Source organism: Streptomyces sp. NPDC043867, assembly GCF_056435845.1.
This window is the reverse complement of sequence record NZ_JBWKDS010000010.1, coordinates 25,235-46,902: the sequence shown is the minus strand read 5'-3', so window position 1 is coordinate 46,902 and position 21,668 is coordinate 25,235. Positions and strand designations below refer to the sequence as shown.

At 73.6% G+C, this 21,668-nt stretch carries 17 protein-coding genes and 1 pseudogene; 5 read left to right on the top strand and 13 right to left on the bottom strand.

Annotated features, from left to right (window positions below; translation table 11 throughout):
• Nucleotides 1-35 precede the first annotated feature (35 nt).
• From AC069T_RS12470 to AC069T_RS12430, 9 genes are all read right to left on the bottom strand, one after another.
• Complete coding sequence (locus AC069T_RS12470) at nt 36-1,052, bottom strand: glutamate ABC transporter substrate-binding protein (protein WP_478782694.1); 1,017 nt, start codon at nt 1,050-1,052, stop codon at nt 36-38.
• Nucleotides 1,053-1,066: 14 nt separating this feature from the next.
• The gene (locus AC069T_RS12465) at nt 1,067-2,521 is read right to left on the bottom strand and encodes a hypothetical protein (RefSeq protein WP_478782693.1); all 1,455 of its coding nucleotides are present in this window, start codon (nt 2,519-2,521) and stop codon (nt 1,067-1,069) included.
• A gap of 303 nt (nt 2,522-2,824) precedes the next feature.
• Nucleotides 2,825-3,799 (bottom strand): N-acetylglucosamine kinase, encoded by a 975-nt coding sequence (locus tag AC069T_RS12460; protein ID WP_478782692.1) that lies wholly within the window; start codon nt 3,797-3,799, stop codon nt 2,825-2,827.
• Complete coding sequence (locus tag AC069T_RS12455; RefSeq protein ID WP_478782691.1) at nt 3,790-5,055, bottom strand: 6-phospho-beta-glucosidase; 1,266 nt, start codon at nt 5,053-5,055, stop codon at nt 3,790-3,792. Before AC069T_RS12455 ends, AC069T_RS12460 begins: the two co-directional genes overlap by 10 nt.
• Nucleotides 5,056-5,057: 2 nt before the next feature.
• On the bottom strand, nt 5,058-5,954 hold the full coding sequence (locus AC069T_RS12450) for a carbohydrate ABC transporter permease (RefSeq protein WP_478782690.1): 897 nt from the start codon (nt 5,952-5,954) through the stop codon (nt 5,058-5,060).
• 3 nt (nt 5,955-5,957) lie between these two features.
• Nucleotides 5,958-6,902: a carbohydrate ABC transporter permease gene (locus AC069T_RS12445; RefSeq protein ID WP_478782689.1), complete on the bottom strand. Its 945-nt coding sequence runs from the start codon at nt 6,900-6,902 to the stop codon at nt 5,958-5,960.
• Between the two features lie 7 nt (nt 6,903-6,909).
• Entirely contained in the window at nt 6,910-8,247 is a 1,338-nt protein-coding gene (locus AC069T_RS12440; protein ID WP_478782688.1) for an ABC transporter substrate-binding protein, read from the bottom strand.
• A gap of 70 nt (nt 8,248-8,317) precedes the next feature.
• Nucleotides 8,318-9,529: an ROK family transcriptional regulator gene (locus AC069T_RS12435; protein WP_478782687.1), complete on the bottom strand. Its 1,212-nt coding sequence runs from the start codon at nt 9,527-9,529 to the stop codon at nt 8,318-8,320.
• 218 nt (nt 9,530-9,747) lie between these two features.
• Entirely contained in the window at nt 9,748-10,824 is a 1,077-nt protein-coding gene (locus AC069T_RS12430) for a mechanosensitive ion channel family protein (protein ID WP_478782686.1), read from the bottom strand.
• Nucleotides 10,825-11,096: 272 nt separating this feature from the next.
• Here AC069T_RS12430 and AC069T_RS12425 point away from each other — a divergent pair, with 272 nt between their 5' ends.
• Nucleotides 11,097-11,633, top strand: coding sequence for an HNH endonuclease (locus tag AC069T_RS12425; RefSeq protein WP_358849898.1), 537 nt, complete (start codon nt 11,097-11,099; stop codon nt 11,631-11,633).
• 125 nt (nt 11,634-11,758) lie between these two features.
• Here AC069T_RS12425 and AC069T_RS12420 read toward each other — a convergent pair whose 3' ends face one another.
• The 3 genes and pseudogenes from AC069T_RS12420 to AC069T_RS12410 form a co-directional block, all read right to left on the bottom strand.
• Complete coding sequence (locus AC069T_RS12420) at nt 11,759-12,142, bottom strand: hypothetical protein (RefSeq protein WP_478782685.1); 384 nt, start codon at nt 12,140-12,142, stop codon at nt 11,759-11,761.
• A 358-nt stretch (nt 12,143-12,500) separates the two neighbouring features.
• A pseudogene (locus AC069T_RS12415) lies at nt 12,501-12,887 on the bottom strand (RNA polymerase sigma factor); the annotation flags it as partial.
• Between the two features lie 153 nt (nt 12,888-13,040).
• Nucleotides 13,041-16,328 carry a beta-N-acetylglucosaminidase domain-containing protein gene (locus tag AC069T_RS12410; RefSeq protein WP_478782684.1) on the bottom strand — a complete coding sequence of 1,096 codons (3,288 nt, stop codon included), beginning with the start codon at nt 16,326-16,328 and terminating at the stop codon, nt 13,041-13,043.
• A gap of 416 nt (nt 16,329-16,744) precedes the next feature.
• On the opposite strand from AC069T_RS12410, the gene AC069T_RS12405 reads away from it, so the two are divergent.
• The 3 genes from AC069T_RS12405 to AC069T_RS12395 all read left to right on the top strand — a co-directional run bounded on the left by AC069T_RS12405 (nt 16,745) and on the right by AC069T_RS12395 (nt 19,784).
• On the top strand, nt 16,745-17,053 hold the full coding sequence (locus AC069T_RS12405; RefSeq protein ID WP_478782683.1) for a hypothetical protein: 309 nt from the start codon (nt 16,745-16,747) through the stop codon (nt 17,051-17,053).
• Complete coding sequence (gene malQ / locus AC069T_RS12400; RefSeq protein ID WP_478782682.1) at nt 17,054-19,384, top strand: 4-alpha-glucanotransferase; 2,331 nt, start codon at nt 17,054-17,056, stop codon at nt 19,382-19,384.
• Between the two features lie 151 nt (nt 19,385-19,535).
• Complete coding sequence (locus AC069T_RS12395; protein ID WP_358849906.1) at nt 19,536-19,784, top strand: hypothetical protein; 249 nt, start codon at nt 19,536-19,538, stop codon at nt 19,782-19,784.
• A 173-nt stretch (nt 19,785-19,957) separates the two neighbouring features.
• Here the strand turns inward: AC069T_RS12395 and AC069T_RS12390 are convergent, their stop codons facing one another.
• Nucleotides 19,958-20,464 (bottom strand): MarR family winged helix-turn-helix transcriptional regulator, encoded by a 507-nt coding sequence (locus tag AC069T_RS12390; protein WP_478782681.1) that lies wholly within the window; start codon nt 20,462-20,464, stop codon nt 19,958-19,960.
• Between the two features lie 139 nt (nt 20,465-20,603).
• Between AC069T_RS12390 and AC069T_RS12385 the strand changes: the two genes are divergently transcribed.
• On the top strand, nt 20,604-21,626 hold the full coding sequence (locus AC069T_RS12385; protein ID WP_478782680.1) for an EamA family transporter: 1,023 nt from the start codon (nt 20,604-20,606) through the stop codon (nt 21,624-21,626).
• The last annotated feature ends 42 nt before the right edge of the window (nt 21,627-21,668 follow it).

Genomic DNA, 21,668 nt, shown 5'->3' with positions numbered 1-21,668 from the left:
GCTCTCGGTAGTTGCCTGGAGTCGGTCGCGGCCCGTCACCTGTAGTGGGCCACCGGCGGTTTCGAGGACGGCGACCTGTCGGGCAGGGTGGCGGCCAGCCAGGTGTCGTACGACGCCTGCCAGCCGCTCTTGCGGTAGTCCTCGATGACCTCGTTGACCCGGCGCACGAGATCCTCGGCGTCCTTGTTCATCGCCACACCGTAGTACTCGGTGGTGAAGGTGCCGCCCTTGAGTTCGACCGTCGGGTCCTGCGCGGCCTGGCTCGCGGCCAGCGCGCCGTCGGTCACCACGGCGTCGACCTCGCCGAGCTGGAGCCGCACCAGGCAGTCGAGTTGGTTGGGGACGACCGTGGAGAGGTCGGCGGACGAGACCAGCCTGCCCGACTTCCGGTCGGCCATCAGGGTGTCGCGCGCGGTCGAACTGTCCGCCGTGCAGATCCTCTTGCCGGCGAGGGTCTCGTCGTAGCCCTCGATGGCCGACTTCTTGGGGGCGAGCACCTGCTGGCCGGTCACGAAGTAGGGCGCGGAGAAGGCCACTTGGTCCAGGCGGTCGCAGGAGATCGTCATGGTGCGGACCACCATGTCGACCCGTCCCTGCTGCACGGCGGGGATGCGCTCGTTGGTGGGGATGGCCTGGAAGCGGATCTTGTCCGGGCTGCCGAGGAGCGCCTGCGCTATCCGCCGCGCCAGGTCGATGTCGAAGCCCTCCAGCTCGACCTTCTTCTTGGTGCTGTTCGGATCGCGGTAGCCCCAGCGGTAGCTGTTCTGGTCGACGCCGACCTTCAGGTAGCCGCGCTCCTTGATGGCCCTGACGGTGGTGCCGCTCTCGTCACCGGACGGGGAGGGGCTCAGGTCCTGCGGGTCCGCGCACTCCTCGGCCTTCAGCTGCCGGCCGTCCGCGACGCCCGGCCCACCGGTGCCCGTGCTGCCGTCCCCGTGGGCGTCGGCCAGCGGGAGCAGCAGCGCGAGGGCCGCGGTGAGGGCACAGGCGAGCGCCATCGCGCCCACTCCACCCCAGCCCCGCAGGCTCGCCCGCAGCCGTCGTAGCGTCATCGCCGCTCCTCCCCTCACCGGTACTCCGAAAGCCTGCGCCCGATGCCCAGGACCGCCGCCGCCGCGCCCAGCACCGCGAGGAGGGCCGCGCCGGCGGGCAGGCCGGTCATCGCACCCCGGCCGTCCCCCGCCGCCTGCCGGAACTCCCGCTCCTCGTGGCCGAGGGCCAGGTCCAGATTGTCGTCGACGCCGTCGAAGCATTCGGCGGTCGGCTTCTGCGCCGGGGTGCCGATGATCCTGTCCAGGGCGCCCCGGTAGTCGCCCGCGTCGTCGGCCTTGCGGGCCTGAAGGTGGCGGGACTTCCACACCTTCATGTTGCCGGTGGCGGCCGTGACGGGCTTCTGGCCCACCGTGTCGTCCGCGAGGGAGTCCGCCTCGGCCAGGCCCTCGGTGAGGTCCCTCATCGCGGCCTGGAAGGCGACGTCGAACTTGTCCTCGGGCTCGCCGTCGACCTTGACGGTCTCCGCGCCGCGGCTCACCAGGGTGAGCGTCTCGTTGCCCCGGGCCTTCAGGGAGGCGATCTGGGCGTCGTGCAGCACGTTCAGCGAGCGGACACCGTGGTCGTACGAGGAGTCGAGTCCGGCGCGGGCGACGCTGTGCCCGACGACCAGCCAGAGCAGGACCACCGTGCAGGCGGCCGTGGCGGCGGCCAGGCCCTGGTTCAGGACCCGGTTCGTGTGCCGGTAGTGGCGCCGCTGGGCCCCGGCGAGCGCGCCGAGGACGAGGACGCCGAGTCCGATCGCGGCCCACGGGTACGGGGTCGCGGCGGCGTAGTCGGAGCGCAGCCGCCGGTTCTCCGAGGTGTAGAGGTCCTCGGCGGCCGGGAGCATCTCCTCCTGCATCTTCTCGTTCGCGTACCGCAGGTAGGCGCCGCCGAGCGGGAAGCCCTGGCGGTTGTTGGCACGGGCCCGCTCGACCAGGCCCTTGTACTCCGGCAGCAGCTTGTTCAGTTCGGTGACCGTGTGCGCCGACGGGGAGCCCGGCTCGGAGTTGGCGGCGGCGGTGACCAGTTTCGCGGCGGCGGTCCTGATGTCGTCCTCGTAGCGCCGGCGGGTGTCCTCCGGCTCCTGACCACCCGCCAGGAAGCCACTGGAGGCTGCCGTGTTGGCGTCGGCGAGCGAGCGGTAGATGTCCGCCGCGTCGGAGCTCAGCGGCTGGCTCTTGTGCAGGACGTCGTCGGCCGCGGCCGAACGCTCCGTCATCTGCCAGGCGGTGACGGAGCCGAACGCGATCACCAGCAGCGCGAGCAGGGCGCCGATGATCCGCAGTCGGCCGGGCTCGGTCGTCGCGCCCGCCCGCAGCCGGTCGACGCCCTCGGCCCACGCCGTGCGCCGGGGCGGAGCGCCGTCGGGCATCGGCCGCGCGGCCGGCCTCGGCGCCGGCACTCCGGCCTGCGCCGGCACGGCCGCCGGCCCGGCCGGCCCGGCCGGCGCCGATGGCGCCGCACCGCCCTGCTGCGGGTATGTCACGTGACCTCCCCCATGGTCATCCGCCGGCCACCCCCGGCCCGCCGCACCGAAGGGCGCGGACGGAGAGGCACGGGCGCAAGTATCGCCGCCGCGACGGACATCCGCACAGGCCTTGACTCGATCTTGTGCGGATCGCGGCCCACCTGTCCGGTTCCGGCGCAGCGCACGACTCCCCGCACCACCCCCTGCCCATGAATACGCGCGCAGGATCCGTTCGGTTCCCGCCCGTGCCCAGGTGGCGCGCCCCGCGCGCGGGAGCTCACGTCCCCGCGCGCGGGCGCCACACGTCCCCGCGCGCGGGGTTCACTCCCCTTCGTAGAAGGCGCGCACGCGCGCATGGGCCTCGTCGGGGGCCCGCACGTGATCGAGGCCGAGGAGGGCGGCGCCCAGCACGGGGGCGGCCGTGACCACCCTGGGGACCGCCTTGGGCGCGCGGTCGGCCAGCAGTTCGCCGATCCGGTCGTCCAGTTGGGGGTGCCGGGCCGCGAGGATGCCGCCGCCGAGCAGGACGGGCACCTCCTCGTCCAGCAGGTCCAGGCGGGTCAGGGCCACCGTCGCCATGGCGACCACCTCGTCCGCGAGCCGGTCGACGAGCGCGCGGGCCACCGGGTCGCCGTCCGCCGCGGTGGCGAACAGCACCGGGGTCAGCTCGTGCCGCCGGGCGTTGCCGACGTGTTCCAGGTGCAGTGCCTCGATCAGCGCGTACATGGAGCGGAGGCCGAAGTGGGCCGGGAGGGTGCGGGCGAGGGCCGTGGGTCCGCCCCGCCCGTCCTCGGCGCGCGCCGCGTGCCACAGGGCCTCCTCCGCCAGGCCCCAGCCGCCGCCCCAGTCGCCGGAGATCCGGCCGATCGCGGGGAAGCGTGCGGTACGGCCGTCGGACCGCATGCCCACGCAGTTGATTCCGGCGCCGCACACCACGGCGACCCCGCGCGGCTCGGCGATCCCGGCCCGCAGGATCGCGAAGGTGTCGTTGCGTACCTCCACGCTCGCGCCCCATCCGCGCGCCCGAAGCGCCCCCGCCAACTGCTCCTCCTCCACCGGGAGATCGGCGTTGGCGAGACAGGCGGAGACATGGGCGACGGAGGTGACGTCCGCCGCGGCGAACGCCCGGTGGACCGCGTCGGCGACGGCGTCCACGGCCGTCTCGACGCCCACCGCGGGAGGCCGGAACCCGCCGCCGCGCGCCGTGGCGAGAACCTCCCCGCCGGCCGTCACGACCGCGACGTCCGTCTTGCTGTTCCCCGCGTCGACGGCGAGGACGCTCGCCCTCACGCCCACGCGAGGTGCTCCCGGTTGTGCGCGATCAGCAGGTCGGTGAGGGCGTCGGCGGACGCGTACCTGCCGACCAGGGGGTGCGCGAGCAGCGCGCGGAACACCCGGTCGCGGCCACCGCGCAGGGCCGCGTCGAGCGCCAGGTCCTCGTAGGCGCTCACGCCCGCCATCAGCCCCGCGTACAGCGGGTCCACGGCCGGCACCGGCAGCGGCGTCGGCCCCTTCGCGCCGACCGCCGCCTGCACCTCGATCACCGCGTCGTCCGGCAGGAAGGGCAGCGTGCCCTTGTTGTACGTGTTCACCACCTGGTAGGGGCTGCCGCCCCCGCCGAGCAGCGCGGCCGCCAGGTCCACGGCCGCCTCCGAGTAGTACGCGCCGCCGCGCTTCGCCAGCAGCTCCGGCTTCTCGTCCAGCGAAGGGTCGCCGTACATGCGGAGCAACTCCCGCTCCATGTCGGCGACTTCGGCGGCGCGGGACGGCTTGGTGCGCAGCTCGCGCACGACCTCGTCGTGCGCGTAGTAGTAGCGCAGGTAGTACGAGGGGACGACGCCGAGCCGGTCGACGAGGCCGCGCGGCAGGTGCAGGTCGCCGGCGATGCTGTCGCCGTGCTCGGTGAGCAGCCGCGGCAGGACGTTCTCGCCCTCCGGACCGCCGAGCCGCACGGCGGTCTCCCAGGTGAGGTGGTTCAGGCCCACGTGGTCCAGGTGCACGTCGGCGGGGGAGACCCCGAGCAGTCCGGCGAACTTCCGCTGGAAGCCGATCGCGACGTTGCACAGCCCGACCGTCCTGTGCCCCGCCTGGAGCAGGGCGCGGGTGACGATGCCGACCGGATTGGTGAAGTCGATGATCCAGGCGTCGGGATTCGTCCGGCGGACCCGCTCGGCGATGTCCAGCACCACCGGCACGGTGCGCAGCGCCTTGGCGAGGCCGCCCGCGCCCGTCGTCTCCTGCCCGACGCAGCCGCACTCCAGCGGCCACGTCTCGTCCTCGTTGCGGGCGGCCTGTCCGCCGACGCGCAGTTGCAGCAGCACGGCGTCCGCGCCCTCGACCCCCGCGTCCAGGTCGGACGTGGTGACGATCCTCCCGGGGTGCCCCAGCCGGGCGAAGATCCGCCGGGCGAGGCCGCCCACCAGTTCGAGGCGGTCGGCGGCCGGGTCGACGAGCACCAGTTCCTCCACGGGCAGGGTGTCCCGCAGCCGGGCGAAGCCGTCGATGAGTTCAGGGGTGTACGTGGAGCCCCCGCCCACTACTGCCAGTTTCATAGTCAGCCCTTCACTCCGGTCAGCGTGACACCCTCGACGAACGCCTTCTGCGCGAAGAAGAACACGAGGATCACGGGGGCCATGACCAGGACGGTCGCGGCCATGGTGAGATTCCAGTCGGTGTGGTGCGCGCCCTTGAACGACTCCAGGCCGTAACTCAGTGTCCAGGCACCGGGGTTCTCGGACGCGTAGATCTGCGGGCCGAAGTAGTCGTTCCAGGCGTAGAAGAACTGGAAGAGCGCGACGGCCGCGATGCCGGGCTTCGCCATCGGCAGGACAACCCTCAGCAGCGTCCTGAGGTCACCGCAGCCGTCGACCTTCGCCGCGTCGAGGTACTCGTTCGGGATGGTCGTCAGGAACTGGCGCAGCAGGAAGATGGAGAACGCGTCCCCGAACGCCATCGGGACGATCAGCGGCCACAGCGTGCCGGACAGGTCCAGCTGCTTCGCCCAGAACAGGTACATCGGGATGACGACGACCTGCGGCGGCAGCATCATCATCGAGATGACCAGCATCAGCGACAGATTCCGGCCCCGGAAGCGGAACTTGGCGAGCGCGTACGCCACCGGGACCGACGAGACGACGGTCAGGACGGTGCCGAGGCCGGCGTAGAGCAGCGTGTTCTTCCACCAGGTCAGGAAGCCGGGGGTGTCGAAGACCTTCCGGTAGTTGCCCCACTCCCAGGTGTGCGGGACGAGGTCCCGGCTGAGTGCCTGGGTGACGCTCATCAGCGAGGTCAGGAAGACGAACACGAAGGGCAGGACGAAGAAGAGCGCCGCCGCCACGCCCAGCGCGTGCACGGCGACCCACTCCAGGAAGACCCGGCGGCGGGCGGTGCGTTCGGCGGGGGAGACGGGCCGGGGCTCCGACCCCACCGGCTTGTCGAGTACGTGGGTCATGGGTCAGTCACCTGCCTGGATGAGGCCGCCACGGCGCCGCATCAGGAACGCGGTGAACACCATGGACAGGGCGAACAGCACGAGCGCGACCACACAGGCGGAGCCGTAGTCGAAGCGCTGGAAGCCGAGGTTGTAGACGAGCTGCGGCAGGGTGAGCGTCGACCTGTCCGGGTAGCCGGGCTCGAACTGCGTGCCCGCGCCCTGGATGACCCCGGACGCGACCTTCCCGGCGATCAGCGGCTGCGTGTAGTACTGCATAGTCTGGATCACGCCGGTGACCACGGCGAACATCACGATCGGCGAGATGTTGGGCAGGGTCACGTACCGGAACCGCTGCCACGCGGACGTGCCGTCCAGCTCCGCCGCCTCGTACTGCTCCTTCGGCACGTCGAGCAGCGCCGCCATGAAGATGACCATGAGGTCGCCGACGCCCCACAGGGCGAGCACGGTGAGGGCGGGCTTGGACCAGGAGGGGTCGTTGAACCAGCCGGGTGCCGGGATCCCGATGCCCTCCAGGATCGCGTTGACCGGTCCCGTGCCCGGGTTGAGCAGGAAGGCGAAGGCCATCGTGGCGGCGACGGGCGGGGCCAGATAGGGCAGGTAGAAGAGGGTCCGGAACACGCCCGTGCCGGTCCTGATCTTCGTGATCAGCAGCCCGACCCCGAGCCCGAACAGGACACGGAGGCTGACCATGACGACGACGAGGTACAGCGTGTTCTTCAACGCGGGCCAGAACAAAGGGTAGTTCTGAAAGACGTAGACCCAGTTCTTCGTCCCGCTCCACGTCGGCGGCTTGAAGCCGTCGTAGTGCATGAAGGAGAAGTAGACCGTCGAGATCAGCGGATAGGCGAAGAAGACCGCGAAGCCGATGAGCCAGGGCGACATGAAGGCGGCCGTGCGCAGCGCCGCCCGGCGGCGCTTGGCGCGCAGTGTGTACGTGGCGCTCATGAGGATGTCACTTCGCCTGGGCGATGTCCGTGTCGATCTGCGCGGCGGTCTTCTTCAGGCCCGCCGCCAGATCCCTGGCCCTGCCGCTCTCGTAGTCGTAGCCGAACTGCTGGATCGACACGAGGTAGGTACCGCCGTTGACCGACGCCGGGGTCGTCGTCGAGTCGGGGTTCGAGGCGATGTCCAGGAACGTCTTGAAGCGCGGGTCGTACCTCAGCTTCGGCGACTTGAGGGCGGCCAGCGTGGACGGCACGTTGTGGATGGCGTTGGCGAAGCCGACCACCGCGTCCGTGTCCGTGGTCATGTACTTCAGCAGCTCCCAGGCCGCGTTCTGCTTCTTGCTGGTGGCGGCGATGCCAGCGACGGTGCCGGTGATGTAGCCCTTGCCGTACTGGTCGGCCTGGTCGTCGGGCACGGGCAGCGGGGCGACGCCGATCTCGAAGCCGGGCTTCGACTCCTCGGCCATGCCGAGCCGCCACTCGCCGTCCAGCTGCATCGCGACCTGGCCGGTGTGGAAGGGGTGCTTGGGGCCCCATTCGTCACCGAGCCCGGACCGGTACTTCTCCAGCCTCTGATAGCCGCCGAGTCCGTCGACCAGCCGCTTCTGCAGGGTGAACGCGGCCTTGAACGCCGGGTCCTTGACGATGTTCGACTTGCCGTTCGTGTCGAAGTACGTGGGCGAGAACTGCCCCAGATAGTGCTCGGTGGTCGACTCCCAGCCGTGGTAGTTCGGCATGAAGCCGAGCTGGGAGTACGAGTCCCCCTTGGTGACGGTGAGCTTCTTGGCGGCCTTCTCGAACTCGGACCAGGTCTTCGGCGGGCTCGTGAGGCCGGCCTTCTCGAACGCGGTCTTGTTGTAGTACAGCCCGTACGCGTCGCCGAGCAGTGGCACCGTGCAGCGGTTGCCGTCGAACCGGGTGTACTCGTTCATCGCCTTCGGGAACGTCTTCTCCGGGTCGGGACCGGTCTTGTCGAAGAACGGGTCGAGGTCGACGAAGGCGCCGGAGGAGCAGAACTTGCCCACGTTGTTCGTGGTGAACGAGGAGACGACGTCGGGGGCCTTGCCGCCGCCCGCGCGCAGCGCCTGGTTGATCTTGTCGTCCGTCATGTTGCCGACGACGTTCACGTGAATGTTGGGGTGCGCCTTCTCGAAGCCCGCGACCAGCGACTTCACGGCCTTGACCTCGGCGGGCGCACTCCAGGCGTGCCAGAAGTCGAGCGTCGTCTCCCGGGAGGCGTCGTCGCTCGCCCCCGCGTCGGACTGGCCGGTACACGCGGTGGCGAGGAGCGCCATCGAGGCGGAGAGGGCCAGCGCGACGGCCGCTTTCCGGGATATTTCGGGCATGACGGGGTCTCCCTAGGACGGGCGGGACTGCAGGGGACGCGGGGGGTGGGGCGGGTACGGCGGGGCGGGTTCAGCGCGAGGTGTCGAAGACCTCGTCGCGGGTGGCCGCGAGCGCGCTCTCCAGCGCGCCGCGCAGCACGGGGTGTTCACGGACGTCACCGACGACGAGGCGAGGCTGGGACGCGGCCAGCTCCTCCAGCTCGGCCTGGACCAGGGCTCGCAGCGGCTCACCGCCGGCGGTGAGGGAGGCGCCGCTGAGCACGACGAGTTCGGGGTCGAGCACGGAGACGAGCGAGGCGAGACCGGTGGCCAGCCCGGTCGCGTACGTCTCCAGCAGGCGCAGGTGCGCTCCCTCGTTCACGGCGGCGGCCCGGGCGACGAGAGCGGCGGCGACCTCGGCGTACGGCCCGCTCGGCACGGGCCGGATGCCCAGCTCGCGGGCCAGTGCCGGGAGGGCCTGGGAGCCGGCCAGTTCCTGATAGCCGCCGCTGTTGGCGCGGGTGACGTGGCGGACCAGGGGCGCGCCGGGCACCGGCAGGAAGCCGACCTCGCCGGCGCCGCCGGTCCAGCCGCGGTGCAGCCGGCCGCCGAGGACGAGCGCGGCACCGAGGCCGCCCTCGTTCCACAGCAGGACGAAGTCGTCGTGGCCGCGGGCCGCGCCGAGCCGCTGTTCGGCGACGGCGACGAGATTGACGTCGTTCTCGTACTCGACGGGCATCGGCAGCGCGGCGGCCAGCTCGTCGAGGATGCTGGGGGAGTGCCATCCGGGCAGGTGCGAGGCGTAGCGCAGCCGTCCGGTGTTGGGGTCGAAGGCGCCGGGGGTCGCGATGACGAGCCGGTGGACGTCGTCCCGGGTGAGGCCCGCGGCCTTCACGGCTCCGTCCAGCGCGTCGGTGACCTGCCGGACGACGGGGTGGGCGGGGCGCCGGCCGGGCGTGGGCAGCTCGTACTCGCCGACGGTCCGTCCCGTCATGTCCGCGACGGCGGCCCGGATGCGCTCGGGGGTGACGTCCAGCCCCGCCGCGTGGGCGGCGCGGGGATTGACGGCGTACAGCTGCGCGTTCGGGCCCGGGCGTCCCTCGCTGGTCCCGGTGGCGAGCACGAGACCGGCGGCTTCCAGGCGGGCCAGGAGCTGGGAGGCGGTGGGCTTGGACAGCCCGGTCAGCTTCCCGATCCGGGTACGGGACAGGGGGCCGTGCTCCAGCAGGAGATCGAGGGCTGCGCGGTCGTTCATGGCGCGCAGGACGCGCGGAGTTCCCGGCGTACCGGCTGATCCGGCCATGTCTGTCCCCACCTGCCTCTCGGCTGCCCAGCTTTCCAGTGACGCGGCGGGGAAGTCCACGCGGGGCCCGGGCCGCCCCGCCGCCGATCACTGTTAGGAAAGTTTCCTGTTCGATGGGAGGAACGTAGGCGCGGTGCCGCGGGGGCGTCAAGAGAGGCCGCCCCCGCGGCAACAGAGTCGTTACCTGCGGGGGCGGCGGAACAATGGGGGCGGGGCGGCTACCTCTGCCGGGGCGCGATCGGCGACGCGGCCTCCGACTGCGGGGACGCGGAGTTCGCGTACACCGAGGGGGCCGCCACCCCTGCCGTCGGGTCCGGGGCGGGGAGCTCCTCCGGCTGCACCGTGGAGCCGCCGACGATCCGGATGTCGGCCTCGTCGAAGGCCCGCTTGATGCGCCAGCGCAGCTCGCGCTCGACGGTCAGGGCCTTGCCGGGCATCGTCTTGGCCGAGACCCGGACGACCATCGAGTCCAGCAGGACGCTGTCGAGGCCCAGCACCTCGATCGGGCCCCACAGCAGCTCGTTCCAGGGCTCCGCCTTGCTCATGGCCTCGGCGACCTCGTTGAGCACGGAACGGACGCGGTCCAGGTCCTCCGCTGCGCTGACGGTGACGTCGACGCCCGCGGTGGCCCAGCCCTGCGAGAGGTTGCCGATGCGCTTGACCTCGCCGTTGCGGACGTACCAGATCTCGCCGTTGTCGCCGCGCAGCTTGGTGACGCGCAGGCCGACCTCGATCACCTCGCCCGAGGCCACCCCGGCGTCGATGGTGTCGCCGACGCCGTACTGGTCCTCCAGGATCATGAACACGCCGGACAGGAAGTCGGTGACCAGGTTCCGGGCACCGAAACCGATGGCCACACCGGCCACACCGGCGGAGGCGAGCAACGGCGCGAGGTTGATCTCGAACGTGCCGAGGATCATCAGCGCGGCCGTGCCCAGGATCAGGAAGGACGCGACCGAGCGCAGTACCGAACCTATGGCCTGGGACCGCTGCCGGCGCCGCTCCACGTTCACCAGGAGACCGCCGAGCGCGGTGCCGTCGACGGCCTGCGCCGTCCGGTTCATCCGTTCGATGAACTTGGTGATCGCCCGGCGCACCGCGATTCTCAGGGCCACCGCGATGACGACGATGAGCAGGACGCGCAGGCCGATGCTGAGCCAGGTGGACCAGTTCTGCTCGACCCAGCTGGCGGCGTTGGTCGCGCTCTCCTGGGCGTCCTGGAGCGGGTCTGCCGTCGTCGACGGTGACGGCGACGGCGACGGCGTGGCTGCGGCCGGCAGGACGGACAAGAACACGGGGGTACCTCCAGGCGTAGCGGTCCGCCCGCGGCCGGAAATCACGAGAGGGACACCGTCGGGCAGACCCACCACACTAACGGGGCATCGTGTGTGGATCGTTGCGATGTCCGAGGGAGAGACTGTGCTCACCTGGGGATGAACGAGGTGTGGTCGAAAACACTCCCAGCCCGTTACCGGGACATGGTGGCGCTTCCACCAGGCCTGAGGGGACACTGGCCACAGATCGTCCCGGCGCGAGCCACGCGCCGCCGGCGTACAAGGAGGCATCCGTGCCGCATGTCCTGGTCCTCAACGCGTCGTACGAGCCACTCGGCGTCGTACCGCTCCGCCGCGCGCTCGTCCTCGTCCTTGAGAACAAGGCCGTCTGTCTCGAGGAATCCGGCGCCTTCATGCACAGCGCGACCGTGACTGTCCCCGCACCCAGCGTGGTCCGGCTGAAGAGGTTCGTCCGGGTCCCCTACCGGGGCCCCGTCCCGCTGACCAGGCGAGCCCTCTTCGCCCGCGACGGCGGCCGGTGCATGTACTGCGGTGGCATCGCCACCAGCGTCGACCACGTCATCCCGCGCAGCCGCGGGGGCCAGCACGTCTGGGACAACGTGGTGGCGTCCTGCCGCCGCTGCAACCACGTCAAGGCCGACCGCCACCTGGTCGAGATCGGCTGGCGGCTGCGCCACAAACCCGCCCCGCCGACGGGGCTCGCCTGGCGCATCATCGGAACCGGCCATCGCGACCCGCGCTGGCTGCCCTACCTGCAGCCGTACGGCGCCGAGGACGCGATGGCCCGGATCGACGGCATCTCCGCCTGACGATCCGGGCTTTCGCACATCCCAGGCGCCCGGCCTGCGGTGCACGGTTCCGCCCGGCCAGTAGCGCACGGTTCCGCCCGGCCTGCCCGCACACCCGTGCCCGGCCGGCCGCGCACGGCCCCGCGTCAGCCGCGGGGCCCTTCGGGGCGGGCACCGCGCACCGCGCAGAGCGCCAGCCCGGTCACGAAGAGTGCCGGCGCCACGGCCCACGCATCCGGCTGCGGCCCCGTCTGCACGGGCCACGCCAGGACTGTCTCGTTTCTCACACGGGGCGCGGACGCGGACAGATACACCGCGCTGAAGTACAGCGTCGTCGGCAGCCAGCTCGCCCGGGCCCCGAACACCACCGCCGACACCGCCGTGAGCCCGACCGCGCCGAGCGTGTTGCGGACCATCGCCGCCGCGCCGAACACCTCGGCGTGCCCCGGCACCGCGAGGGCCAGGAGCAGCGCCGCGAGCGCGCTGAGCACCAGCAGATGGGCCAGCCGCCGGGGCCACCAGGGGCGCACGGCGGTGTCGTCCAGGTCCCGGGGCCGGGCCGCCCGCCGACGGCCGGGGCCGGGCCGCCCGCCGACGCGTAGGGCGCGCAGGCGAGCAGCGCACCGGCCGCCGCCGCCAGACAGGCCGCGGTCAGCCAGCAGGCGAGCGGCAGCGCCGCCGTCAGGAGCTGGGCCAGCGGGCCGCGCGCGGTCGAGGCGCGCAGTTCCGTCGTCCCCAGGCGGCGTTCCCGTCCGCCGTGCCAGGCGCCCGCGGCCAGCGCGAAGGGGGCGCCCATCATGGCCGCTGCGGCGCTCAGCCTGGTGGTCGCCCCGCCCCAGCTGCCCTGCCACTGGGACGCGGTCGCCGCGAGGGGCCACGCCAGCGCCCCACCGTCGCCCGCAGCACCTCGCGCAGCTCGGGCGAGATGCGGTCCAGCGCCGCGCCCACGTCCCCGTACTCAAGTCCGGCCCGCACCCGTTCCTCGGCGGAGGCCGCCGGCGCCGGTGCCTCGCACTCCACCCGCGCGGCCCGCTCCTGCACCCGGCGCGTGTCCACCAGCCGCCGGGCCGCGATCGTCCACAGCCAGCCGCCGGCCTCCTCGCCCCGGTGGGCGGCCGCCGACCGCCACACGGTCACGAAGGTGTCCTGGAGCACCTCGCGCACGACCTCGGGGTCCGCGCACCGCCGGGTCAGCCGCGTGTGCAGCCAGCCGGCGTGCCGGTCGTACAGCGCGGCCATCGCCGCCGAGTCCCCGTCCGCGACGGCCCGCAGCAGCGCCGCGTCCGTCGCGTCCTCCCGGTGGCCCCCCCCACGGGGCGGAACAGTCTCACACCCCCTCTATCGACCCCCGCGGCGTTCCCGGTTCACCGCGCGGCCGGCCGGTCCCGCCCGGTGTTCCCCGCCGGGGGACGCGGTACGCCCCGCACGTCACCGGGTCACGCCGTACGCCTCCACCGACCAGAGCGAGTAGCCGTACCGCGTCGCCCGCCGCGCTCCCTGGACGCGCACGAACCGCACGTCCCGTTCGTCCATGCGCACCGACTCGCGGCCGCCCCGCCCGTCCCGCACCTCCGACGCCGTACGCCAGGTCCGGCCGTCCTCGGACACCTGGATCCGGTACGCGGAGGCGTACGCGTCCTGCCAGCGCAGCACCACCTGGCCCAGGCGCACCGGAGCGGCCAGTTCCATCTGCCACCAGGCGTCGTCCCGGGCGGGCGAGGACCAGCGCGTCCCCCGGTCGCCGTCGTTCGCCGCCGACGCCGGGAAGTCCGCCGTCTCGTCGCCCGAGGAGCTCGCCCTCGCGTTCCGGGCGAGGTCGGGTCCCGCCGTGCGGGGGAACGCGCGGACCGTGAAGGTGCGGGTCACGCCGCCGAAACCGACCGTGACCCCGTACGTGCCCGAGGGCGTCCGGGCCGGGACGGTGACCTCGATGGGGACGTCGAGCCGCGTGCCGCGCCGCAGCAGTTCCGTCACCGGGACCCGCACCCTGACACCCTTGGGCGCCTTCACGGTGAGCTTCCCGCGGACGTCGGACGGGCGCAGGGGGACGAGCCGCGCCGTCACCGACCCGGTGCCGCCGATGGCCACGTCCGTCCGCGTACGCCCCAACTCCAGTTTCGCGAGAGGGGAGTCGGCGAACCACGGCACGAGGTGCCGTACGCGCGAGGACCCCGCCCCGGTCACCCGCAGGGCGTCCGCGCGCACCGTCGCGGAGATCTCCGTCGCGCCGCCCGGCGCGAGCGCGCCGAGACGCCGCCAGCCCTCGCCGGGAACGTACGCCTCGACGGTTCCGGGCGTCCCGGGATCGGCCAGCACGGTGACCGCGGTGAGCGGGCGGGCGTGCGGCAGGCGGACGGTGCGCCCGCCCGCCGCCCGGCCGTGCTCGGCCGAGGAACCGGGCTCCGCCGACGAGCCGCGCCCGGTCGCGGAGTCGTGGTCGGCCGGTGCGTCGTCCCGCGCCGCGGGCTCGTGATCGAGACCCGCCCAGGCCTTGTACGCCTGCTGCGCCCGGGTCAGGAAGGGGTCGAGTACGCCCTTGCCGACCGTGACCCGGCTCCTGCGCAGTTCGGCGCGCAGGCCGTCGAGGGTGCGGTAGGACTGCCAGGCCGCCGTCGCGTCGCCGCCCGCCTGCGCGCGCAGCATGGTGACGGCGGTGTCGCCCGCGTCCCCGTAGCGTGCCAACTGCCGGCTCCACGGCCGTACTTCGGTGGGCAGCGAGCGGCCGGGCAGGTGCCCGGGTGTCCCGCGCATCACGGCGAACGCGTCCCGCAGCCGCCGCGCCGCCTTGTCCGCCGCCTTGTCCGCTGCCGCGCTGTCCGGTGTCGTGCGGGTCTTCCAGAAGGCCGCGACGAGCGGGCGCAGGTACGCCGACTCGGCGCCGCCCAGAACCGACGACGCGTCGTTCCCGGCCAGCGCGCTCAACGCCCGCTCGCCCCGCGCGTCACCGTCGGCGAGGTCGCCGATCGCGGCCCGCCAGGAGTCCTGGGGGCGGTAGTCGCGGGGATTCCAGGCGTAGTCGGCGGCGGTGAAGAGGGGGACGCGGGAGGCCTCCGCCTGGCGCATCCCGTTGGCGAGCAGGCCCGCCGAACCCGTCGCGACCGCGGGCTCGCGGCCCTGGTACGGGCCGAGGAAGATCCGGTCCTGCGCGTAGTCGTTGACCGGGTAGTTGTCCATCGTGACCAGCGGGTGCCCGAACGCGTCCCGGGCGGCGGCGAGTTCACGGCCGGTGATGGTGCGCGGCACGACACCCACGCCCGTCCACGCGACCTCGACGGCGTCGTCCAGCACGCTCGCCAGCGCCCGCCGGTACGCGGTCGGGCCGTCCTGGTAGTACTCGGTCGGCATCAGCGACAACGCCGGTGCGTCCGGGTGGAGTTCGGCCAGCCGCCGGGCCACCGCGTTCGCCACCCGGGCCTGCGCCCGCGCCGCGGACTCCGGCCCCGAGCCGAACCTCTCCGCGTCGGCCGCGCAGTGCCACTCGCTGTAGCTGACGTCCTGGAACTGGAGCTGGAACGCGCGGAAGCCCAGCGCCCACATGGCGTCGAGCTTGCGTGTCAGGGCCTCGACGTCGGTGTCCGACGAGAAGCACATCGCCTGCCCCGGGGCCACGGCCCAGGCGGGGGTGACGTGATCGCGGACCGCCCGGCCCGTCAACTCGCGGAAGTCGGCGCGCTGTCGGGCCGGATACGGCTCACGCCAGCGCGCCTGGCGGTAGAGGTCGTCGCCGGGCGCGTACAGATAGCGGTTCTGTTTGGTGCGGCCCATGAAGTCCAGTTGGGCCAGGCGCTGTTCCTGGGTCCACGGGTTGCCGTAGAAGCCCTCGGTCGTGCCCCTGACCGCCGTACCCGGCCAGTCGCGGACCAGGACGCCCGCGACGCGCCCGTCGCCGCCGATCAGCTGGCGGAGCGTCTGGACGGCGTGGAAGAGGCCGTCCTCGCCCGCTCCGGCGAGCGCGACGGTGGCCCGGCCCCCGGCCCGGCCGACGGCCAGCCGGTAACCGCCGGAGGGGAGATCGGCGCGGGGCGGCGCGCCGAGGGCGGCGAGGGCCTTGTCCAGGGGGGTCGCGGCGCGGACACCGAGGGCGTGCGCACCGTCGGTCGCCGCGCTTCCGGCGTGCCCGCCGAAGGGGTACGCGCTCTTGCCGTCCCCAGCGCCACCGTCCCCGGCACCGCCGGGGCCCGTGGTGCGGCCCGAGCCCGCGGTGCCGCCCGAGCGCTTCGATCCGGTGGGCTTCCTGGCGCGGTCGGTGCCTGCCGTCCCGCTGCCCGGTGTCCGACCGCCGTGCGCCGACTCGCCGTACGACGGCAGGCCGTGCGCCGACGGGCCGTGCGCCGTCTCGTACGTCGGTATGTCGTGCGCCGACTCCGCGCCCGCGCGCACCACCAGTGCGCCCGCGCGCAACGCGTCCGCGGGGAGCGGGTCGCTGTCACGCACCGTCGTGACCTTCCGCGCGCCGGCCTGCCACAGCAGCGCCCGCAACGCGTCCAGGGCGTACGGATCGGCCACCGCGTCGGCGACCAGGATCACCTCGTCCGTCACCGTGACGGCGGAACCGCCCGCGCTCAGGGACTGCGGGCGCGGCCAGACCGACGGCAGAGCCTCGGCGTGCGGCGCCTCCGCGGCGGCGGCCCGAATCCGGGCGCCTGCGGCACCCGGCGTCGCGACGGCACCCGGCGCCACGCCCAGCGCACTCGCGGCGAGGACGAACGCGAGCACGGCGGCACCCTGCCACCGGCGGAGCGGTTCGGCACCCGGCCCCCGTCGCAGCCGCACCGTCCCCCGTGCCCGCCGGAGCTGTACGGCTCCCATCCCGCGCCGGAGCTGCAACAGCCCCTCCCTCGTCGTTCGCCTCCCCCGCACGGCTCGGTCGGGGTGGCATCGACCCCACCATTCGCGTGGTCGCAGTGTCAACGGAACCGGCCGACGCGCCGCGACGCCTCTGCCGGGCGAGGGGGTCCCGGCGCGCCGTGCGGTGGCGCTCCGGCAGCACCCGACCGGCTTCTGGTGGCATGGGCACTCCTGACACAGAATGTGACCAAGAACACCTTGAGCGTGCGTGGACGTCTGCGGCCGCGCTCATTGGGTAGGGCTGCGACAACCCGCGCCCGCCGCACGACGACAAGGAGACCCCCGTGGCCGCTTCGGCACACCTTCTGCTCTCGGCCCTCTCCAAACCCTCGGCGGTGTCCTCCGCCGATGCCCGCGGCGCGGGCTTCCCTCCGAAACAGCGGGGAGCCCGGCCCGCCCGAGTCCCCGAGTGGGACACGCTCGGACCTGCTCCGCGGGAGTGCGACAGCGCCGAGGGTTCCTGGGGCGAGACACCGCTCACCAGTGAGCCGCCGCTGCCCGACGCCGAGCCGCTGACCAGCGAGCCGCCGCTGCCCGACGCCGCCCCCCTGACCAGCGAGCCGACCTCGACCGGCGCCGCAGCGGGGGTCTAGATGGCCCCGGCCGAGCCCGCCGAGAACCCGCTGTCGGACGCCGCGTCCGCCCCGCCCGTCGAGAACCCGCTGTCGGACGCCGCGTCCGCCCCGCCCGCCGAGCCCGCCGAGAACCCGCCGTCCCGCACCGCGTCGGCCCCGCGGGCCGAGGCCGCCGAAGCCGCCGAAGCCGAGTCCGCCGGGACACCGCTGTCGCGGCTGGCCGCCCTGCACGGCGTCGCCACGTCCTACCGCCCCTCCACGGACCGCACGGTCCCCGCCTCGGACACCGCGGTCGTCGCGGCCCTCGCGGCCCTGGGCGTCGACGCGAGCACCCCGCAGGCCGTCCGCGCCGCCCTCGCGTCCCGGGAGGCCGGACTGCGCGAGCGGCTGCTGCCCCCGACCGTCGTGTCCTGGGGAGGCCGCGCGCCCGCCGCGCTCGACGGTCTGCCGGACGGCACCAGGCTGCGCGTCGAGACCGAGCAGGGCGAGACCCGCACCTCCGCCCGGGACCTCCCGGCCGGCATCCACACCCTGTGCGTCACCGCACCCGACGGCCGCACCGCCGATGCCCACCTCGTGGCGGCCCCCGCCCGGCTGCCCGCCCCGCCCGGACGCACGTACGGACTCCTCGTCCAGCTCTACTCCCTGCTCTCCCGCCGTTCCTGGGGCATGGGCGACCTCGGCGACCTGAGCGAGCTGACCGCCTGGGCGGGCCGCGCGCTCGGCGCCGGATTCGTACAGCTCAACCCGCTGCACGCAGCCGTGCCCGGCACCCCCACCGACCCCTCCCCCTACCGGCCCTCCTCGCGCCGCTTCCCCGACCCGGTGCACCTGCGCGTCGAGGACGTCCCCGAGTTCGCCCACGCCGGCGACCGCGACCGGCTCGACGATTTGCTCCGCCGCGCCGAGGCCCTGCGCGACTCCGTCCTGAACAAGGGCGCGCTGATCGACCGCGACGCCGTGTGGGACCTCAAGCGCGAGGCACTCGAACTGGTCCGCGCCGTGCCGCTCGGCCCCGGACGGCAGGCCGCCTACGGCGACTTCCTCGCCCGGGAGGGCACCGCCCTCGAGGACCACGCCACGTGGTGCGCGCTGGCCGAGGTGCACGGCTCCGACTGGCACCGGTGGCCGGCCGGACTGCGCGACCCGCGCTCGGCCGAGACCGCCCGCGCCCGGACCGGACTGGCGGACCGCGTCGACTTCCACACGTGGCTTGCCTGGCTCACCGACGCCCAGCTCACCGCCGCGCAGCGCGCCGCCCGCGACGCCGGCATGGACATCGGCCTCGTCCACGACCTCGCGGTCGGCGTCCACCCCGGCGGCGCCGACGCCTGGGCGCAGCAGGAGCACTTCGCCGCCGGAATGACCGTGGGCGCCCCACCGGACGCCTTCAACGCGCTGGGCCAGGACTGGAGCCTGCCGCCCTGGCGCCCCGACCGGCTGGCCGAGTCCGGCTACGCCCCGTACCGCCGGCTCCTGCGCGCCCTCTTCCGCTACGCGGGCGCCCTGCGCATCGACCACGTCATGGGCCTGTTCCGGCTCTGGTGGATCCCGCAGGGCCGGCCGCCCACGGAGGGCACGTACGTCCGCTACGACGCCGAGGCCATGCTCGCCGTCCTCGTACTGGAGGCCTCGCGTGCCGGGGCGCTGGTGATCGGCGAGGACCTCGGCACCGTCGAGCCGGGCGTGCGGGAGGCCTTGCAGGAGCGCGGGGTGCTCGGCACCTCCGTGCTGTGGTTCGAACGGGACTGGGCCGGCGACGGCCTGCCGCTGCCGCCCGAACGCTGGCGCGCCGACTGCCTGGCCACCGCCACCACGCACGACCTCCCGTCCACCGCCGCCCGCCTCACCGGCGAGCACGTGGAACTCCGCGACAGCCTGGGCCTGTTGACCCGGCCTCTGGTGGAGGAGCGGGCCGAGGCGGCCGCGGACACGGGGGAGTGGCTGGCACTGCTGGCCCGGCTCGGACTGCTGAAGGACGACGGCGGGGGCGGGGCTGAGGGTGAACCCAAGGGCGGAGCCGGGGCTGAGGGTGAAGGCCTCCTGCCGGCGTCCGATGAGGTCGAGGAGGCCGAGATCCAGGCGGTGCACCGGTTCCTGTTGCGCACCCCGGCCCGGATGGTCGGCGTCTGGCTGCCGGACACCGTCGGCGACCGGCGCCCGCAGAACCTGCCCGGCACCTGGGACCAGTATCCGAACTGGCGACTGCCCATCGCCGACGCCGGGGGCCGTCCCGTCACGCTGGAGGAACTGGCCGCGTCACCCCGGCTGCACGCCCTCCTGGACGTGCTGCGGCCGAGTCCGGCGCCCCCGGCGTCCGCTGCCGCACCCGGCACCCCTGACGCCTGACGCCGCCGATGTCCGTCCGGCCCGGGGGCGTGCCCAGCGCGCTCCCGGGCCGCCGGCCGGGCCCCGGCCCCGAGCCCCTCGTACGGCGCCCGGGTCCTTCCTATGGCACCCCGGGCGCGCGGCCGCTCCGGGCGTTCGCTACGTTTGCACCGTGGACAAGAAGAACGCCCTGCGCGCCGGCGCCCTGGCTGCCGGTACGACGCTGATGATGCTGCTCATGTCGTCCCCCGCGCTCGCGCTCACCCGCGACGACGGTGACGACCCCGGCACGGGCCTGAGCGTGATCGACACGCTGGGTCTCTACGTCGCGGCGCCGATCGTGCTGTTCCTGGTCATCGCCGGACTCGTGATGGTCCTCGACAAGTCCCAGAAGCAGCACAGGCACGAGAAGCAGGGCTGACCGCCGCCGTCCGCCGCTGATCTTCCGCGCCGAGGGAGTCCGCACCCATGGGGTGTACGGGCTCCCTCGACGCGTTTCCCGCAGGCCGTACGCGCGTACGGCCTGCCCACGCCGTGCCCGCGCAGCAGCGGCGGCATCGTCCGCCCGCGGCTGGCGTCAGCTCGTGGCAGGCGTCAGCTCGTGGTTCCGGCGAGCAACTGACGTAGCAGATCGGCCAGTTGGGTCGCCTGCTTGGGGTCGAGTGCGTCGAGCGCAGCGGTCTGGACGGCGAGGCCCGCGCCCACCGCCTCGTCGATCAGGCGGTACCCCTCGTCCGTGAGGGTCACCTGGAGCCCCCGCCGGTCGTACGGATCGGGGGACCTGCGCAGCAGCCCCGCGCGCTCCAGTTTGTCGAGGCGGCCGGTCATCCCGCCGGTGGTGAGCATGAGCGTCGCCGAGAGCTGGCGGGGCGAGAGCGTGTAGGGCTCCCCGGAGCGGCGCAGGGTGGCGAGTACGTCGAACTCGCCCCGGGAGATCCCGAACCGCGTGTACGCCCGCTCCATGCGGTCGCCCATCGCCCGGGAGAGGCGGAAGACGCGGCCGAAGACCTCCATGGCCCTGGTGTCGAGGTCGGGCCGTACGTCGGCCCACTGCTCGACGATCGCGTCGACTTCGTCCTGGCTCGGCGGGTTCCCGGTCATGGGAGGAGTATCGGCCCGCGCGTCGGCCGGTCGCAAGAAAGTAGCTTGACGATAAGTCGCTTAGCACTAAGCTACTTCCTGCTGACTTACTTTCCGCCGACGCGACCGGGCGTCGGCCCACCTTGCGGAGGGCGCCGTCATGACGGACGCGACACCCGGCTTCACGGGCACCACCGGACGGCGGTCCGCGACCGTCCTGCTGACCGCCCTCGCCCCGGTCTCCTGGGGCAGCACCTACGCCGTCACCACCGAGTTCCTGCCGGCCGACCGCCCGCTGTTCACCGGGCTGATGCGTGCCCTGCCCGCCGGGCTCGTGCTCCTCGCGCTGGCCCGGGTGCTGCCGCGCGGCGTCTGGTGGTGGAAGTCGGCCGTCCTGGGCGCGCTGAACATCGGGGCGTTCTTCCCGCTGCTCTTCCTCTCCGCGTACCGGCTGCCCGGCGGAATGGCCGCGGTCGTCGGCTCGGTCGGCCCGCTGTTCGTGGCCGGGCTCGCCGCGCTGCTGCTGGGGGAGCGGCCCACCGTACGCACCCTGCTCACCGGGATCGCCGCCGCCCTGGGGGTGAGCCTGGTGGTGCTCCAGGCAGCCGGGGCGCTGGACACCCTGGGCGTCCTCGCCGCCCTCGCCTCGACCGCGTCGATGTCGACCGGGACGGTGCTGACCAAGCGGTGGGGGCGCCCCGACGGCGTCGGCCCCCTGGCGCTGACCGCCTGGCAGCTCACGGCAGGGGGACTGCTGATCGCCCCGCTCGCGCTCCTCGTCGAGGGCGCGCCGCCCGCGCTCGACGGGCGGGCGGTCGGCGGATACCTCTACCTGGCGCTGGCGAACACGGCGGTCGCGTACTGGCTCTGGTTCCGCGGCATCGGCCGGCTGACCGCCACCCAGGTCACCTTCCTCGGCCCGCTCTCGCCGCTCACCGCGGCCGTCATCGGCTGGGCGGCGCTCGGTCAGACGCTGATGCCGCTCCAACTCGTCGGCATGGCAATGGCGTTCGCCGCGACGGTGGCGGGCCAGCGGGCACCCCGCCGCACCACCGGGCACCCGGCCGCTCCGGCCGCCACGCCCCACCCGGCCACCACCACCCCGGCCACCGGCACCCCCACCACCCTTGCCGTCCCCGCCGTCCCCGCCGTCCCCGCTTCCGACGCCGTCGCCCCGGGGTGACCTCCGTGCTGTCCGAGTCGCGGACTCCGCGACGGCGCGGCA